Here is a 20,501-nt window from a genome sequence, read left to right on the forward strand (position 1 = left end):
CAGCAAGTGTTTTTTAATTATCACTATTATTGTACGGACGAACGTTTTCAATATTAGTTTCAACAATTACGTTTTGTCCAAATGTTTCCACAATTACTTCAACAAGATTTGAGTCAGCACTAATACTTTTGATGGTTCCTTCAGTTCCTTTGTAAGCTGTATTTTCAAAAACCACGACATCACCCTCTTTAAGAGCAAAATAGTTTTTATCAGTTTCAAAACGTTCAAGAGCTTCTTTTTCTTTAATGAGTGACTTTTTAATTTCTCTTTGAGTCACAGGAGTTGGTTTAGCTCCTTTTCCAGATGATCCAACTAATCCAGTTACGTATTGAGTATTTCTGATTACGTATCATGCTTTATCAGTCATGTCCATTTTAATGAAAATATAACCCGGATACATGTTAACTCATTTGATTTTGTAAATTTCACCATTAAGCTTTTTTTCTAGTTCTTTATGGGTTAAAGTTGGTTTTTTAAAAATTTTAAAAGCACCATCTTGGGTAGCAGTTGAATCGAAATTATGAGCCACTTCTTCAGCAATAATTCTGTTTTTTAATGCTTCAACAACCACATCCTCTTTTCCGGTGATGGTTGAAATCATATATCAGTTAAATTTTTGCATGCTAACTCCTTTAGATTAAATTATTTGATGCCCAAATTTGTGTAAAGACAAACGACACTAGAAACACAAAAGCCATAATAATTAAGGTAAAAATCAATATTTTAATAAATGAAGAAACATTAGTTTTATTAGAAGGTCATTTAACTCGCTTGATTTCTTTGACAATTTTTCGGAAAAAATATCTTTTATGTTTAGGTGGTTTAATTTCAATTTCTTCATCAGTAAAAAGTTTATTCATTGTTTATACCTCTTCTTTGTGGAATGTGTGTTCTTTGCATGGGGGACAGAATTTTTTTAATATAACCCGTTTATCATTTCCATTGCTTTTTGTGGTAATATAGTTTTTTCTGCGACAAATTTCACAAGCGATTGCTACCTTATTCTTCATGTCATTTTATTATACAATAAACAAGCTAAAAATTAGTTTGAAATATTGGAGTTATTTAAGCCTCATTAAGACTGTTTTTTGTTAAAATAGAAATAATATGACATTTGACAAAGAAAAAGAATACGAAATTATTGTTGTTGGTGGAGGGCACGCTGGAGTTGAAGCGGCCTTTGCCTCTGCAAATAAGGGTCATAAAACTGCACTCATTATTTTTGATAAAACTCGAATTGCTATGATGCCTTGCAATCCTTCAATCGGTGGACCAGCCAAAGGAATTATCACTCGTGAAATTGACGCATTAGGTGGAGTGCAAGGTTATTTTAGCGATTTAGCCATGATTCAAATCAAAATGCTCAATGAATCCAAAGGACCAGCTGTACGTGCCATTCGTGCTCAAATTGATAAAGATAAATATTCTAGCTTAATCTTACAAGCCGCTGAAGCACATGCAAATTTAGATATTATTGAAGATACTGCAATTGAAATATTAGTTAACGAGGATAAAGAATTTATTGGAATTAAACTTGAAAATCAAGGCAATATCAAAGGACTAAAAGGAATTGTTACCACTGGAACTTATATGAATTCACGTATATTACGTGGAGAAGAGATAAAAATTTCTGGTCCAGATAATTTAAAAACAACTCCAAAATTAAGTAAATCAATGGAACAACTTGGTTTTGAACTTCAAAGACTTAAAACCGGAACTCCGTGTCGAGTATATGCAGATTCAATTGATTTTTCAAAAGTCGAAAAAGAACAACTTGATGACTCGCAACTTCATTTTTCAAACCGTTCAAATGTTAAACTTGATAAACAAGTATCTTGTTATTTAACTTATACCACTGAAAAAACTCATCAAATCATTCGTGATAACATTCATCGTTCAGCAATGTATTCAGGATTAATTGAGGGAGTTGGGCCAAGATATTGTCCAAGTGTTGAAGATAAAATTATGCGCTTTCCAGACAAAGAACGTCATCAAATTTTCTTTGAGCCAGAAACTGCTGATGGAACCATTATTTATGTTAATGGACTTAGCACTTCTCTTCCAATTGATGTTCAAGATCAAATGATTCGTTCAGTTCCTGGATTAGAAAATGCTCGAATCCAAAAATGAGGATACGCCATTGAATATGATGCAATTAATCCACTTCAACTTTTACCTTCACTTGAAACTAAAGTTATTAAAGGTCTATATACTGCGGGACAAATTAATGGAACTAGTGGATATGAAGAAGCAGCTTGCCAAGGACTTATCGCTGGAATTAATGCAGCTTTAAGTCTTGAAAATAAAGGCCAATTAATTTTATCTCGTTCTGAAGCATATATTGGGGTTTTAATTGATGATTTAGTGACAAAAGGCACTAAAGAACCATATCGTATGCTCACATCTCGTGCTGAATATCGTTTATTACTTAGAAATGATAATCCTGATTTAAGATTAGCTAAACACGGAAATGAAGTTGGGTTAATTTCTGATGAAACATATAAGAAAATTGTGGATAAATACAATTTGATTGATCAGAAAATTCAACAATTGAGCAAAGAATTTATTTCATCTAAAGATCCAGTAGCAACAAAATATGGAATTTTAAATGGAGTTTCTTTACTTAAAGTAATTGCTCGCCCTGATGTGGACCCAAGTTTAATTTTGGGTGATTTTCCATATATTTCTGAATTAACTACTAAAGTTAGACTAGATGGATATATTAAAAAACAAGAATCACATGCTCATAAAATTAGCAAGTTAGATAATTTTAAAATTCCAAGCGATATTGATTATACAAAAGTTCAAAATCTGGCTAGCGAAGCACGTCAAAAGCTTGAGCAAATTCGTCCATTAACTATTGGACAAGCTTCACGTATTAGCGGGATTAATCCGGCCGATATTCAAATGCTTATGTTTCATATTCAAACAATTTATGGTAAGAAATAATGAAAATTAATATTATTGCTGTGGGAACTTTAAGTAAAGAATTTCAATCTCTATATAATGATTATGTTAAGAAAATTTCCTTTTTTGCTAAGATTAATCTAATTCAAATCAAAGAACAAAAATTGGACAATATTAATCAGAAAATTAAAAAGGAAACAGAATTAATCTTAGAAAAAATACCCAAGAATTCCCAAGTAATTTATCTTTCTTTACAAGGCGAACAAGTTAGCTCAGAAGAATTCGGAGATTATTTTTTAGACACAGATAATATCACGTTTGTTATAGGCGGATCCAATGGAGTAAAGGAAGAAAAATTTAAAAATAAAATTTGTTTTTCTAAAATGACCTTTCCTCATCAATTATTTCGTGTCATGTTGGTTGAACAAATTTATCGCTCTTTTACCATTAGACACAATATTAAATATCATAAGTAAAATAATTTATTAGAAAAAATATTAAAATAATTACAGAACTTACTTAAAAAGTAAGTTCTTTTTTAAAAAGCTCAAATTTCTGTTAAAATTTATTTTTTGTTCTTAAATTGTTCTTATTTTTGAAAATAATTCTCTAACGTTAGATTTTATAAATTTTTGATCTTGTATCTAAATTGATAAAAATTAATAAACTATTTTTATTAATTTACCTAAAAATCATCGAAAACTCATAAAAATAACTTTGAGGTGTATTGTGAAAAATCCAAAAAAAGTACTCGCTTACTTAAGTGCGACAACAGGGGTAACTGCAGGTGCTAGTTTGGTATCTGTTGGTGTATTGTCCTCATTACACAGCTCTTACAGAGCTCCGATTAAGCAAACTTATTATTTTATGGAGCTCAAAAATCAAGTAATTAAGACTTCAAATGCATTAAAATTACTTTCACAAAAGAAACAAAATAACGACAAAATTCAAAATCTATCTTCAGAAGTTGATTATGCAAATCAGCTTTTAGAAAATCAAGACGCTAGCATTATCTCAATGCTTGAACAAAGAAACAAACTTAAAAAAGAAACTCTAAAAACACTTTTGAGTATAGAAACTGATCTTGACAAAGTTAGAAATTTAGTTGATCAATATTGTTCACTGGTTAAAGACGAAGATTTTCAAGAATCGGTTTCAACTTTAAGAAATAAAGTGATTGGTCAAATTTCTTTCCAAAGTAACAAATTAAGCACTCTTAATTCATTTTTTCAAGTACTGGATCCACTAATTTCTCAGGGAAATGAATTTTTAATTGGATTAGAAACCAAAATTTGAACTAGTCATGAAGAACTTATTAAAAATAATTCAACTAAATTTAGCACTCAGGAAAAAAGTGCTCTTCTTTCAACTATTGATCAAGTTTTAAATTTATTAGCCCAACCTACATATTCACGTGATGCAATAAATGAGTATGAAAAAGTTTATGATCAAATGGTCGATAAGCTTTCTCAAATTAAAGAACAAGAGAATCAATCACTTAATAAATTCTTAGAAAATGTGATTAGAGTTGAAAATGAATTAAATGATTTAGATATTGATCGTTCAATCATTGATAATTTTCTTCAACAAATTGATAATTACAAAAATATTGCTGTAAACCCAGCCCCAAGTTTGGCTATTGATAAAATTTTAGAAATTGATTATTTAAATGATTTAGTTAATAATCAATTAGACATTTTAATCAAAGCTTCACCAGATATTAATAGACTCAAGCAAACTTTATCCTTAAGTTTGGAAAATTTAAAATCATCTTGTTCGAACGAAAAGGTACAAAAATTACTTAATTTACAAGCTAAAAAGATTTTAAGTGAACCTAAGAATAGCAATATTGATATTTTAAATAGTATTTCTCGTACAATTAATTTAATTAGAGCAGCGAAAAACATTGAAAATTTAAATAAAACTATTCAAAATAAAATTAATCAAAATTTGAGTATCAAAAGTCTCGATCAAGCAACGGCTCAAGCCTTTAATTTAAAATTAAAGGATATTTTTGATTCAGACCTTAAGAATATAGATGAATATTTAATTAAACTTAACAAACTTTACAATGACATTAATGATAATGTTATTTTAACTTCGTTATTTAAAAACTCGATTAATAAATTAAACGATCAAGTTTTAGAATGTCTTGATAAAGGACTTAATGTAGATAAGAAAATTCTTTCTCAAATGTCTTTGAATATTTCAAATTTACTTAATTCAAATCCTTCAGTCAAGCAGTTAAATAATAGTTTAAGAACCCAAATTAACAAATTCAGAAAAATCAATCGTGTTGAATTAAAGAATTGATATGATTTTTCGCTTTCGATTCTTCAGGATAATAATGATATTGATTCTAAAATTAAAAATAAACTTAATTTTCTAAATTCTCAAGCTCTTGGATTTATTTCAAAAAAGACAATTCCTATGAGAGAAGAAATGCAAATTTTGATCAAACAGTATCGAGAAGAATATGCAAAAACCAATATTAGCAAGGAACTTTCCAATGTTTTACTAAAACACGTTCAAACCAAAGAACAAGTTTTTAATGTTTTTGCTGATGAAAACTCAAATATTGTTTCTCAATTTGGAAATCAGATTGTTAATCTAGTTGACGAATTACAAAAACAATCTAAAATTGTGTCTAAAAATCCTAGTTTATCTTCAACCCAAAAACAAGAAGAGTTAGCAAAAATACTAAATCAACTTGAAAATATTCAAGAAACTGCTCAAATTTTCAAAGATATTGAAGAACAAGTATGAATTGCGGATCAATTATTAGCATCTTCAAAAGATAAGAAGTTAGAGCAAGATTATTTAAAAGAATTTACTCTTGAACTTGTACAAATTAAAAGTAGAATACTTGATGCTTTAAAACAAACAACGAACGCAGATAATTTAAATGATTTATTTGCTCAATTAAACCAAGCGATTTCAAATTACAAAGATAAGCAAGTCGAATATTACAGTGGAGAATTCTTAAAAGATAATTTTAAAGAAATTAATAAGGTTTTTCTTCCTTATTCTTTAGGTGGATCTCCGACTCGTATGCAATTAAAAATGATTGAAAAACTTAACTCATACCAGCAAGAATTATCTAAATTTAACTTAACTAACGAAAAAAGAAATGATCTTATTGAGAAAGTTAAAACCTTAATGCAATCATTAAATTCTGCAAAAAATTTAGAGTTAAAACACAATCGATTAAAAGAGTTAGTAGCCAATAATCAAGATAAAGACTATTCTTCATTTAAACCCCAAGCAGAATTTGAAAAAGCAAAGACACTAGACAATAGTTTAGAAACATATATAGCCAATTTATCTGATTCTAAATTTGATAAAACACAAATCCAAACTAAATTAAAAGAAGTAAATGATGAATACCAAAAATTATCATTGAATATTTCAATTGCGTTTTTAAAGAAAATAAATCAAGAAATTCAGCTAAACAAAATTAGCAATTCTCAATTACAAAACGCAAGCCCTTACAAACAAATAAATGCTTCAATCGAGGGAATTGAATTTCAAACTAATAGCTTAATTAACAACTATGATAAAACTAAAGATCAAGTAGATGAATTAACAAACATTCTAAAAAATTATTTGCCCTTAGCCCAAGCACTCAAAGCAAGTGCTGATAAATTAGAAAGTATTAATCAAAGTGAAAATCCAATTACCTATGCTAGTTTAGTTAATTCAATAATTAATAAACCAATTTCTGGGGAATTAAACGAACCAATTAATAGTTTGATTAATTTTGGCGATTCTGCTCAAGTGATTGAATTGAAAAATCAAATTTTAACTAATGAATTAGCAAAAGTTCCTGAACGCCTCGAAGCAGAAAACAAGCTTAAATCATTAGAAAAAGTTTATTTACTCAGTGAACGCAATCACGTTATTTTTGACAGTGCAATTCAAATTTTTGACGATCAAATTGATGATTACAAAGAGAAAATATCAAAATTTTATGCAACCAATGCAAACTTATTGATGTTACGTGATGAAATTGATTTTTATATCAAAAGAGAAACGGCAAATAAACAAACAATTCAAAAACAATGAGACGATGTTGAGTCACTAAAAGAAAGTTTAAAATCAAAATATAATCAACTTGAAAAAGTTAATGGGTTAAACAATCCTAAATATACAAATGAAATTTTTGCTCAGTTTGAAACCCTAAAAAACAATCGTGATCAAAACGGGAAAAATATCACTTCAACTCAACAATTACAAGATAAGCTTAATCAACTTGAACTTGCATATTCCAAAGATCATTTTATTAATTCCTCAAATGAGTTAAATATTCAACTTGCACAATTTAACTCTTATTCAGATGATGTTAAAAACAATTATTCTAATGCTTGGAAAGATTTAATAACTAATTGGAATAATGCTATTAAAAATAAAGTTGAGCAATATCAACAAAGATGAGAATTGGCAAAAATTAATCAAGATTCTCAAAAAATATTAGCTTTAAATGCACTAATTATTGAATTAAAAGTTATTTTTGATTATTTAAACACTAATTCACAAAAATTTAAAAATGCTTTGTTATTTAAACTTAAAGAAAAAACATATTATTCAAGCGATTTTTATAATCAAAGTCCACAGAGTATTATTGCATTGAGAAACGAGTTGAGAGATTTTTATTTTGATAATGTTTCAATTGATCAAGTTCGTTTAAGTCAAGAACTAAAAATCAACCAATATAAAGATTCAATAAATAAACAACTTGATTTATTAAACTCAAAAATTGATTCAAATCTAAAAAATCAAATTAATACAAAATTACATGAACTTGTAAGTAAAAGCAAGCAAATTAATTCTAAAAATGAATTAAGCAATATTGATCAAGAATTATTAAATATTTGATTAAAAGATGAAGATCTCAAAAAACTTGCAATAGTTACAGATCAAGCCAAAAAATTGGTTAACGCAAATAATAATAGTATTTCTTCTGATCAAGCTGGAAAGAAATTAATCATTGATTTAATTTCAAGTTTTTATAATAATTATTCAAATAATTACTTAGCATTAATGCCTTCACAAATAAGTTCAAAAGAAAAAGAACTTGAAGGCAAAATAAATCTATTCAATAAATTTGACCAAGTATATCAACAAGTTAAAAATGCAAAAAATAGTATTTCCAGTGAATATGACAAGATTCCTGATGCTAAAACTAAGCTTCAAGCATATTATGAGCATTTAATTACTAACTTAAATACTGAACCAATTAGTCAAGATAAACTTTTAAATGTTGAAAATTCTCTTGCTTCATTAAACAAATTAATGACTCTTCAAATTGATAAAATCAACATTTACAGCAAGGTCTCGTCTGATCATACATACTCTAATTATGCATATAAAGATTCGCAAACCTTTAATTATGGATTTGCTCAAGATAGTCAAGATCTTAGTCAAGCAATTATTAAGAGTGTTCCGAGAGAACAAGATAATTCCACTGATATTGATACAGTCCTTTATCCAACTTTAATTAATGAAACTAAAAACACATACCGTTTATATATAGCTCGTAAAGATGCATTTAATTTAATTTATAAAAACAATAATCAAGGATTGAAATTTAAACAAATTGCAAAAATTAGTGAAAATAATCAAATTAATTCACAATATTTAGAATTAAAGGCAAAATTAGATGACTTTTACCACTCTCAAGCACAATTAATGGCAAATGCCAAAAGTGTGAATGAGTTAATTAATATTAATTCAAATGTTGCCGAGTTTGATCTTTTCTTTGATCAATATATGGAAATTGGCAATCTTATTAATCAAGCAAAAGCAAAGATTCAAGACATGAATAATTTTTCAAATGACGAAAATGTTCAAGATTCATTAAGCAAACTTAATGAGCAAATCGCTAAAGGTCAAACATATTACTTTAACAATAAAAACAACAAAGAAATCGAGAATAATATTTTACTTTTAGATACATATATTACTCGTGTAGATTTAGCTCAATCAGTAGCTGAAAAGATTTCTCAATTGGATGCATTTAATTCAAATCCAGGTGACCAAGATTTTCTAAGTGAGCAAGCTAAAATTCCACTTAAAAAGATACTCAATCAAGCCTTTCAAGATTTGAAAGAAAATCCAAATCTTGAAACTAAAGAAAGTTATGAATTATTATTAGAAAAATACGTTAATGGGATTTCGAATCATTCATATGCTATTGCTTTGATTAATTCAAAAATCCTCCAAGCTAATATTTATAAAGCTGATCAATATTTACAATCATATAAAAATAAGATTGCTTCAAACCCTGATTATGAGCCTTTAAATATTCAAACCTTATATACAAATCTGGAAAGCAAGATTGATCAAGCTTTAAAAGTTTTACATGATCAAAACCATGATGAAGCAGAAAAATTAAGAGCATCAAGTGAGGTTTATAATACCAACAATGGTACGTTAGATTTAATCTTTCATGCTCAAGAATCTAAAGCCAGAACAGCTTATCAAAAGAATTTAAAATTAAGGGAATTTATTGCCAATAATTTTGCTAATACCAAGGATTCTGTAATGTTAAAGGATTTTCAAAACATTGGATTAGATTTAATTAAAAGCATAGATATTTCTAATCCACAAAGATTAGAGTCATTTAATGAGAATTTAGTTAAAGCTCAAGACAAATACACTGATCAATTATTAGCAATTTTTAAATGAGAAGCAAATCGTTACAATTCATATAAGGAAAAATTTAACCAATTTTATACTTTCTTAAATGATTCGTCAAACAAGCAAGTAGATAAAAAGTTTATTCTTGAAGTAAGCGGAATTAGTCAAAGTGAATTAAATCAATTTTCAAATGCTGCTAATCCAAGTTATTTATTAGATAATTTTCATACAAATGCTCAGGATTATGCTTGAAAAATCAATCAAAGTGATGATGAAATTAAAGCTTGGCTCAAAACATTTAATCAAGACGAACCAATTCACACACTTGCTAGTGTAGCAAATGAATTTGCTAATTATTATTCTAATTTTATTTCAATTAAATCGATTCCTTCAATTTTAATTAAGTGAAGTAACTTGAATAGGGTTAAGGATCAATTAACTGAAGATTCGAATTCTATTAACATTCGCAAGTTTCTTAAAGAAACAAATTCTGAAACTGCGGAATTAAAATCTAAAATCGATTCGTTTCTTTCTGAAGTTAATTCGGTAACAGAAAAAAATCAAAATAGTATAAAAAATGAAACAAGCGAAGATAATGTTTCGTTCATTAATTCAACACCAGAAGATATTACTAATCAAAGAAATACATACTTTAATGCATACAAGAATATTGTCCTTGCTTTAGCAAAAGCAAAACAAAAATTGGTTGATTTAGTCTTTGAAAATTCAAAGTCAAACCAAGATACTTTACAAAAAGTGTTAACTAAATTCATCAAAGGAACCAAAGATTTTGAAGGCCGAGCAAATATCGATAATATCTTAAAATACATCACATCTTCAGAACAAACAAAATCAAGTCACGAAACTGAAACAGATAAATTTAATGCTGTAAAAAAAGAATATAACAAAGTAGCCAAGCCATCGCTAAAAAGTGTAAATGAATTAAATGATCTTTCAAAAGATAGTGCTAGTGATGTAGAGATTTATAACTCAATTACTAATGGATTTAATTTGGCTCATAAATTATTTGAATGAACTAAAGAGTCAAAAAATACTAATTTATTCTTTGATTTTCTAACTCAAAAAGAAGATGATAAAGCTAACTTTGAAAAAATTGTTGCTAAAGAAAGTACTACATTAGAAAAATTCAGAGATGCACTTGAAGATTCAAGTATTGTTGAAGAGACAATCAATATTAACGGAACTAATTATAAAGCTAAGAATATAACTTCGCACTTCAAAAATAATGAATCAGCTAAATTAGGTAACTTGTTTGAAAAATTTAACATCCTTAAAGAGTCTGATTCAATATTTAATACTGAAAATATAAAAGTTTTTATTTATAAATCAGCTAACGAAACTGATGCAAAATATGTCAATCCCCGTTTCACTGCTGAGCCAAGAATTAAAAAAGGATTTATTAATCTTTATTTTAAATATGAAAAACCAAGTTCGCTTACTGAAGAAAATAGTGCCTTCGCAAGTGTTAATAGTTTTGGAATTAAGTTTGAAAATGTTGGAATATCATTTAAGACATTAGATACTTTTATGATTACAAAAGAAAATATTAAAGATTCAGAGAGTTTACAAAAACCTCTATTTACCGCTGAAGAAGCTGGATGGAATAATCTTCAAGCCCCATCTCGTTTATTCAGTGCTTTTAACAAATATTCTTTAGTTAAAGCGATTAATGATAATACAGAATTTTATACTGAAAAAATAGATGAAGACATCAATGCTCCAAAGTCTGCAACTTCAAACTCTTCACCTGAATTTAGGATTAAGGTTAAACTAACTAAACCATATCAAACTTTCAGTCAATATGGCAACAAAATATACTGAAAAACATTAAATCCTAACTTTGTGTCAGACACAGGTCTTAAACATCAAAATACCGATAATTATGTGAATGGTATTATCGGTTGAAAAGATAGATCAACATACAAATGAGAAGAGAAATATCAATACAAATACAACGAAAGTAACGATAAAGACAAAAACTTATTATTCTTACCTTTTATCATTGGAATACCAATGAATAAAGATGGCGGCGAAAGGGTGTTGATGGTAATTTGTTGACAACCTCTAATTCGTTTTGAAAAGAATTTTACTAATAAACCACAAAATATAACACTTGGAAATTCAGAAGTTTTAAGACGCGTCTTTTTCTTTAAAAGAAGTTCAAAAGGATGATCAAACCAATCGACCGCAAGCGATGATGGTTTATTTACTCACATAATGAAACAAATTAAATATAGAGACCTTGATGGATTATCGTTTAGTTCGTTGAATGAAGTGGCACGTAATGGTGGATCACGTCTATGAAGTGCTGATCCTAATATTGTAATGAAGGAAGAAATTTCCGGTAAAGATCGGGGACCTGGAACCAAAGCTTTCTATGACGCCATCGGAGATGACGGATTCTTTAACATTAAATTTAAATTACATTAATTAATAAGTATTAAGGAGAAGTATGATAAAAAACAAGAACAAAAAATTCAAAACATCTTTTTTATATTCGAGTTTATTATTAGTGCCAGCAACATCGGCTGGCTTAGGGACAACTTTATTTACAATTCATTCAAAAGAAAATATGAATCAATCAACAGCGTATGGAAACTTTCTGGAAAGTGAAAGTTTATTTAAAATCTACTCTCCATACATTAACATTGATCAAAGACAAAAAGAATTAATTCAAAATTCATATAATCAAGCCAAAGAACATTGAAAAGCAAAAGATAAAGGATTAGTAGAAAAATTGGCATCTCTTGACAAAGTTCAAAAACTTGTTTTTGATTTTTATATTAATCATTTAAACGAGATTCAATTTCAAGACCAAGATCCTTTAGTTTTTTGGAACAAAATCATTTCCAATCAAGAAGACCGGATTAGAGAATTAGATTTAAAACAACAATTATTGAACCAAAAACAAAATTATCGAGTTCGTTTTTTTAATTTAATAAATACTACTAAAAATAAAGAAAAACAGCATTGTTTAAAAGAGTTGTCGAACCAAATCGATCAATTAGTTTCATCGCAAAACAAAATTTTTGATCCATTTATTAATTTACTTGAGACAACTGCAAATAAGTTAGATCATTTACCTTTTAATGCTCTTAAAAAAGATGTTAATTTAACACTAACTCCATTATATTCTCGAATTATTAGTTCAAATATTCATTTAAACGAAGTGGAAATTGCTTCTCAAAATACTAATGCTCAAGTTGCTAAATTAGATCAAATGCTTTCAAGTTCACAAAATGAGATTGATCAAATTAATCAATATTTAAATTTGATTAAACCTTTTGCAAACAATGTCGCTTATTCACAAAAAGAAAAAGATAATGTAAAAAGTTTTCTGGATTCAACTAAAATGGAAATAGATATGGCTTCAAATAAAGCTGATATCAATCAAATTTATAATAATGTATTGACCTTTTATCAACAAATTTCAGACACACAAAAAAGCGTTGAGGAAATTAAACAAGTTATTTTAAATCTCAGTACTTATGTTGAAAAATTTCATTCTTTACTTAATTACAACAAACAAAAAATTAATTCATTAATTATTAAAATAGGTTTAATTAATAATAAAAAAGAACTAATTTCTGCTAAAAGTGACTTGTTTACTGAATTTTATAATCTACAATTTGCAAATAAATTAATTGATGAATTAAATCAAAAAATTAACCAAGCACTTGAAAACCATATTATTAATAAAGAAAGATCTAATTGGTTTAATGCACAAATTATTGGTATTGTTAATAAAAGAGAGAATGCGAAAAAACTTTCACAGCAATTATTTAGTTTTTATACTTCTTTATCTAAAGAACTTGAAGATTTAACCTTAATAAATAAAGAATTAAAACTCATTCAAACACAAATTTCAAAAGTCAATGGACTTAAGTTTACTAGTGATAATATCAAAAGCAAACTTAACGAATTAAATAATGAGGTTGTTAAAACTTATTCAAATATACTAAATGTTTCGTACTTAAGTGCAATTAAAAAGCAGCTTAACGAAGAGTTGAGAAGTGTTTTAAGAACTAATTTAAAACAAATGATGAGTTTATTCGAAAGCCAAATTAAATTGGTTAAGAATTTAAATGATCCAAATAATAAAAATCTTTTAGCTCAAGCTAAATCATTTAATGATAATTCACTTGAAATAAAGAGCGATTTTAATCCAATTTCTTCAATTGAACTAATTGATAAAATAATTGTTTACAATAGCAAAATTCAAAACCTAGTTAACGTTAATAAACAAGCTCAAGCTCAAAGATTTGCATCTTTTAATGATGATGATTTAAAAGAAGTGTTTTCAAACAATGATGCGAACTATATACCTACAAAAAACGAACAAAAAAGAATTGATTTATACAAAAAATACAAAAAACAACTTGATGAAATTCGTACCCAAATTAGCAAAGGTCAAGGAGACTTTGCTTTAGAGAGCCGACTTGAAAATATTAGTCAAAAACTTTATGATATAACTCATACTAGCATATATTTTCGTAAATTATCACAATTCGAACAACAAGCCAGCAAAATCATTTCCCAAAAACAGAATCAAGCAATTTCGACTCTTATTAAACCTTACATTGATAATGCAATTGCTGCTCATTCTCAAGCAGAAGCTTTATTTGACAATCCCAACGCTACTTTAGAGCAAGTATTAAGTATATATCAGGATTTAGAAAAAGCTTTAAACAATTTAGATCAAATTGATACTAAAATTTTGGTTCAAGCCAAAATTGAAGAATTGAAAACAGCAATTGATATTAATTATCAAGACAATTATTCTAGTTTGAGTGCAAGAGCATTACTTAATCAATATAATCAATTAATTGAACAAATTCAAGAATCATTGAACCAAGACGAAATTCAAAAAATCGCAATTAAAGCTAATCATTTAATTTCGCTTATTCCTGATTTATATCAACTTGAACTCAATTTAAAAGAATTATCTAATGTTATTTCATTTAAAATTTCAGCTCCATATACTGGAACTCGAACGACTGAAATTATTTCTCTTGTTCAAGAAGAGCTTAAAAATGCAAGCGAAATGATAAATTTGATAAATTTATTTCCTAATATTTTGAGTTTACAAGAATTACAAAAGAGCCAAATTAAATTATCTAATTTCAAAAATGAAATTTTACAAATTTATAATCAAGAAAAAATTAACAAAATTAATCAAGAGATTCAAAATACTGCTTCTTCACAAAGTGGTGAAGCCAATGATATTTATAGAGCTAATTTGACAAACTTTGATAATTACGTTAATGAATCAACATCAACTGAATTAGCTGATAAAATGGAAATATTAAAAGAGCTTGCTAATATTTCTTCAGAGCTATTATCTTTGTACAATTTGTATAATGTTGATCAAACCAAAACTTTATCACTACATATTTCAAGCTTATTAGAAAATAATCATTTATCCGCTCAAGATACACGTGAGCAAATTCTTCGGAAAATTAATACTCTTAAGCAAGCTCATCAAATTGTTAAAGCTAAAAAATCTTTTTTAGATGTTGCTGAAAAATTAAATAACATTTTAAAAGAAAACCAAGATTGAAAAATATACCAAGAACTTAAGAATGATGCTGATTTAATATCAGAAAAAATAAAGTCAATTATTAATGACGATAGTTTCACAGTTGAACAAATTCAAGCTCAAAAAGATGAATTTGAAACCAAAATTAAAATATATAAAAATCAAAAAAATAACCTTTTTACTTCATTAAATCAAGCTATTATTCAAGTTGATAATAAACAAACGATTTTAGACAATAATATTGTTAAACTAAGTAGTTCTAATGAAACATATTATTTTAATAATTACTATCAACAAGTTAAAGATCAATATCAAATCGATAAAAATACTTCTCATTGAAGTAATGTTGATAGTAATGATATTATGAGTTATTTAATTAAGCTTGAGATCGGATACTTAAAAGATTTTGCTTTGAATAATCTTAGAGATATTCAATCGATTGCTAATTCAATTCAATCTAGTGATTTAGATTTAAAAAACAAAATTCAAAATAGCCAAACTTCTTTTGTGAATTGAGTAAAATCTAAAATTCAATTAGTTGATTCATCATTATTAGATATTGAGTCAATAAGTCAAAAGATTACTCAATTTTTAAAACTATTATCCCTCCAAAAACGAGTTTTAAATTATATCAACAAAAGCAAAGGTAGCTCGACTCAAAATCTAAAAAATACTATTAATGCTTCAATTGTGGATTTAAATAATTTAAATAATATCAATTCTTATTATTCAGAATTAAATAAAACTTATCTTGATAATGCTCAATCAGACGAGATTAAAACAAATATTCTAGAATTATTGGAAAACGATGATTTATCTAAAGGAGAATATGGGATTGTCAAAAGTTTCAACAATCAAATTGGAAGTACATTTGACCCAGTTTTTATAACTAAATTAAATAGTTATATTGATGATATAAAAAAATCAATAAATTCAGAGACTTTATCAGATAATCTGAAAAGATTGTTAACTAAAGTTAACTGAATTAAAGAAAAAACTCATTTAATTGCTGAACTGGCTATAAATGTGGGAATTAGTTTAAATGCTCTTAGTGGTATAAAAAGTAATAATCCATATTATTCAAAACTCAATGATTTTATTGAACAAGCTCGTGAAAATTATTTTAATGTATCTTCTGAAAAAAGCACTGATTATTACAGTAATCTGAATAATCAAATTCGTTTTACAACTCAAAAGCTAATCGCATTTGATGCTTTAGCTTTAAAGATCAAAGAAATTAAAGATATTATTAATAAATCAAGCTTTAATTTGAGAAGTTTAAATGGTCAAAGTGGATTAGAAAAGCGCAAAGAATTTAATGATTATTTAACTAATTTTGAAAAATTAGCAGTAAATGATCAATATAATCAACTAGCAATTGCTCGAATTAATGATTTATTCTCCAAAGCAAATGAATTCAAAAATCTCGTTCAGGCAGATGAAGATACTTTACTTTTTGCAACAAGTTTAGTAATAAACAATTTTGCAACTTCAAAACAAGATTTAAATGATGCACTTAAACTCGTTTGAGATAGTGTTCCAGAAATTAAAACAAAAAGTGTTCGAGAATACCAAACTTTAGTTCAAAAAAACATTAATAATATTTATAATCAAACAGCATTAATTAAAAATAGAAATATTTATCGTAATGAGAATGATATTAAAATTACCTCTCTCAAAGAAAGTTGATTTGCTCCTTTAGTACATAATGAACTAAAAACAGCTTTAACTATGTTTTTAGATAAACTCAAAGAGCAAAACAGTATTCAAAACACTTTAACAATAGCACCAGATCAATCAGGAGAGTTAAATATTATTCGTAAACAATTGAATCTTGCTCATGAAAAGCTTGAAGCTCTAAAAATTCTAGCAAGTAAAGTTTATCAACTTAATGATTTAACAGATAAAATTAAGAGCAATGAATCATTAGTGAATGATGCGAAAAATAAAGCTCTTGAGCTGATTAAAAAAGCCAAAGAATATTATGGCAATACTGATAAAATGAGCTTGAAAGGTGAAAATTCAATCGAAAGCATTACTGAGCAAGTTGAAAATGAACACCTTAGATTAAGTTTGTTACATACTTATGATAAAGTAAAAAATCAATGTGAAACAAACGATATTTTAAGTGATAATGAGAAAAATGTAATTAGAGCTAAATTAAATGAATTTATCAATTTATATAATGATCCAAATTCAGATTTAAATCAACTATTTAATACTTATTTTGGAAAAATAGAGCAATTTGAAACAAGTAAAGTTAAAAATTCATTAATTCAATATGTACTAGATAATGCAATTAAACTCAAAAAGGAATTTAATAGAGCTTTAAGTTATATCAGTTTTCAAGACTCTTCGCTAGATAATGCAGCAGTAGCTACCAAATTTAATCAAATTAATTCATTAATTAATGGCGAAAGTGGTGTAGTTGCCACGCTTGTTAATACCAACAATAATGAAGAAACTAAAATACATTTATTTAATGTTATCAAGAGTAATATTGATCAATTAATTAGTGCTAAAAGAGATCAATTAAAAGAACAATTAAATTACAATAATGAGCTTAAGAGTTATTTTAATACAACAATCAATAAACTTGAGTCAAACAATAAAATTATTTATGTTGATGGGTTTGAACAGAAAGGAATTGAAGATTTAAAAACAGCGATTAATAAATCAAAAGATCTTTCATATTCGCAAGTAAATGAATACTTATTGCCAGCTAAAGCAGTAGCAAAATCACAAGTTTTTAATTTATATATTAAAGTAAGGAGCCAACTTGAAAATATCCAAAGTGATTTAACCAATTATGTTAATGATTTTGATCCAAGCAAATCAGTATTTTGGCGAGGTGCAAGTTCAGAATTATCACTTTATAATCCTCTTTTGATCCTTAAAGAGAAAATTAACTATGCCTTAAGCTCATATTTTGGTGATGTTAAAAATTATTCAAGAAAAGTTGATTCCTTAATGAATTTAATTCAGCAAGGTTATCAGAAAAATATCGATAAGTTCGTTAAACTTGTAAAGGAAAAATTCACCGAAAAATTTGCCCCAAGCGGTTCAAGTAATGGAACAGGATTTTATGTTGCCTTAATTAGCAAATTAGATCAATTAAAACAAAACACACAAGGAACAAATTCGAACATATACAAACAAAATCAAGCTCAAGAACTCGAAAACCAATACGATAGTTTTAAAAGAGAATACGAAAAGGTTAACAACGTTTATGCTTCGTTAGAAAATAAAAAGGATTCAACATCTCTAGCTAATTTTGCTAATTTACTAGATAAATTGAATTATAGTTTCTTAGATTTACAAAAATCTGTACTAAATACTCTTTGACAAAAAATGTCCATAAATCCACTTGAAAATATTTTTAGTGATCTTTATCAAGATATTGAGTATGAAAATAATTCAGTTTATACTGATGATATAAAAAATAAATTTAATGAGTTGAAAGCTTCAATTCAAGCTAAATATGTACAAATTAATACATCAAACTTTTTTGATTTTGCTTCATTAGATCAGAATAGTGATTTACCACAAAAATTATTCGAATTAATTCAACAAATCAAAGAATATAATGACTGAATTAAGAAAAGCGAGAATAATAGCTTATTATTTAAGCAACTTGAAGTAAATCCAAACAAAGAAAATCCACTTAAACCAATTCAAGAGAGTTTAGATAAGGAATTTGATCAAAAATATAAAGCAATCATCGCTAATGAAGATATTACTAGAAAGAAATTCACTCAAACTTTTGAAGGTTTTGTTTCTAATAAAACTCAAGATGAGCTTGTTGAAATTGATAATAATGATAAGTTTTTACAAATGTTTAAGCAGTTTGCTTTTACGAATAAGGATGTAGAAAAAACAGGTGATTTAAAATCAATTTTCTCTCCATTAAAACTGAAAGTTTATATTAAAAAGTATAACGAAAATGGTTGATTTGATCTCATTACACCAACTCAAGAAGAAGTTGATCGTCAATCTCTTAAAGCTAAAATTGTGTATAAATATGAAACTAATAATTTTGATCTAGGAGAAGTTAAAGTTGAAAAAGAAGTAGTCATTACTTTTAAAACAATTGATACTATCTCTATTCCAAGAGAAACATCGAGCATCTTTATTAAAGATGGCAAAGATGTAGGAATTAAGGCAAAATATGAAGTGATCGATGTTGATGAAGCTGGATGAAATATTCCTCAAGTATCTGATGAGAAAGATTCTAATGCTCAAAATGTAAAAAATCAAGTTATAACTAAAGTTTATAATAAGATGAAAACTGCTCTTTTTGGTTTGAATGGAGATAATTCGCAATCTCTAAAAAATAATACTGATATTATCAAACTTAAAGAAGAGTATCAAAATTCATTTAAAAGCACCAACAAAAACATCAGATACACAGGTTCTCCAGGTAATTCAAGACTAAGTGTATATTTAGACAAAGATAATCGCAACAGTATCACTAAATATGGCTTTGATTTTGAAAATCAATTATCAATTCCGCTAACTTATAATGTTTCATTAACTTCAAACAAAGATTACGAAATTTTAAATATCATTCCACTTGATAATGAAAAAGGATTTTCTTTCTTACAATTAAATGGAGGTTTTATTACTGGATTTCCGACTTATGGAAAGAGAACTACTGTAGGTAAACCCGAAAGATATGAATACCTTTTACGTGGACGTGATGGAACCGATACCTTTGATATTTACAATAATTATGCTTGATGATGAACAACTACTCCAGACAAACTTCCGACAGGACTCAACTTAAATTTATACATCTTTAACATTGATTATGATCCGGTTAAACGTAAAGTTTATTTCTATAATTCCTGAACGCAAAATATTGTTCTATTGATTAACAAAAAAAGATTTGTAGAAGCTCTTAATAAGTACAAGGACGATAATTCGCTTAAGCAAAGTGAAAAAGATTTATTAAAATCCTTGTCAACTAAAATCGGGAACGATCCAAAAAAATATGGTCAATATCGAATATCTCCTGAAGATTTAGCGAAAACGTTTTCAATTTTTGCGTCATTTAGTGACCAAATATTTAAAAATACTCCGCCTTGAAATGGAAACTGATTGGTTTCTTATATCGCCGAATCACTTGGAGGAAATCCAATATTCCCAATTACCGGGGGAGAAAGCACAGTTTATCGAACCGACAAAGATAAACCTGAAACCGCAACTTTAAGAAACATTCCTGCTGCTGATTATCAACAGAAAAGCGGAGAATTAATCAAAGCTTCAGCAAGGCAAGCCCTGTATGCTGCTTGAATCAACAAATTCTGGTTCAAAATTCGCTAATTAAAGCCCATAAAAGTACAACAATTATCTAAACCTAGACAAGTTTTTTGGAAAAATAAATATTTTCTGT

At 27.2% G+C, this 20,501-nt stretch carries 7 protein-coding genes; 4 read left to right on the top strand and 3 right to left on the bottom strand.

The features are described from left to right. Positions 1-13 precede the first annotated feature (13 nt). The 3 genes from nusG to rpmG are packed head-to-tail and all read right to left on the bottom strand — an operon-like array spanning position 14 to position 1,010. Positions 14-622, bottom strand: a complete 609-nt coding sequence (nusG, locus tag NPA11_RS01455; protein ID WP_257043873.1) for a transcription termination/antitermination protein NusG — start codon at positions 620-622, stop codon at positions 14-16. A 10-nt stretch (positions 623-632) separates the two neighbouring features. Next, entirely contained in the window at positions 633-860 is a 228-nt protein-coding gene (gene secE, locus NPA11_RS01460; protein WP_257043874.1) for a preprotein translocase subunit SecE, read from the bottom strand. A gap of 3 nt (positions 861-863) precedes the next feature. Further along, positions 864-1,010 carry a 50S ribosomal protein L33 gene (gene rpmG / locus NPA11_RS01465; RefSeq protein ID WP_257043875.1) on the bottom strand — a complete coding sequence of 49 codons (147 nt, stop codon included), beginning with the start codon at positions 1,008-1,010 and terminating at the stop codon, positions 864-866. A 97-nt stretch (positions 1,011-1,107) separates the two neighbouring features. Between rpmG and mnmG the strand changes: the two genes are divergently transcribed. From mnmG to NPA11_RS01485, 4 genes are all read left to right on the top strand, one after another. After that, positions 1,108-2,949 carry a tRNA uridine-5-carboxymethylaminomethyl(34) synthesis enzyme MnmG gene (gene mnmG / locus NPA11_RS01470; RefSeq protein ID WP_257043876.1) on the top strand — a complete coding sequence of 614 codons (1,842 nt, stop codon included), beginning with the start codon at positions 1,108-1,110 and terminating at the stop codon, positions 2,947-2,949. After that, complete coding sequence (locus NPA11_RS01475; protein WP_257043877.1) at positions 2,949-3,383, top strand: 23S rRNA (pseudouridine(1915)-N(3))-methyltransferase RlmH; 435 nt, start codon at positions 2,949-2,951, stop codon at positions 3,381-3,383. Before mnmG ends, NPA11_RS01475 begins: the two co-directional genes overlap by 1 nt. A gap of 253 nt (positions 3,384-3,636) precedes the next feature. After that, positions 3,637-11,997, top strand: a complete 8,361-nt coding sequence (locus NPA11_RS01480) for a hypothetical protein (protein WP_257043878.1) — start codon at positions 3,637-3,639, stop codon at positions 11,995-11,997. Positions 11,998-12,019: 22 nt separating this feature from the next. After that, positions 12,020-20,431, top strand: a complete 8,412-nt coding sequence (locus tag NPA11_RS01485) for a hypothetical protein (RefSeq protein WP_257043879.1) — start codon at positions 12,020-12,022, stop codon at positions 20,429-20,431. The last annotated feature ends 70 nt before the right edge of the window (positions 20,432-20,501 follow it).

This window comes from Mycoplasma sp. 1578d (genome assembly GCF_024582695.1).
GTDB lineage: Bacteria > Bacillota_I > Bacilli_A > Mycoplasmatales > Metamycoplasmataceae > Mycoplasmopsis.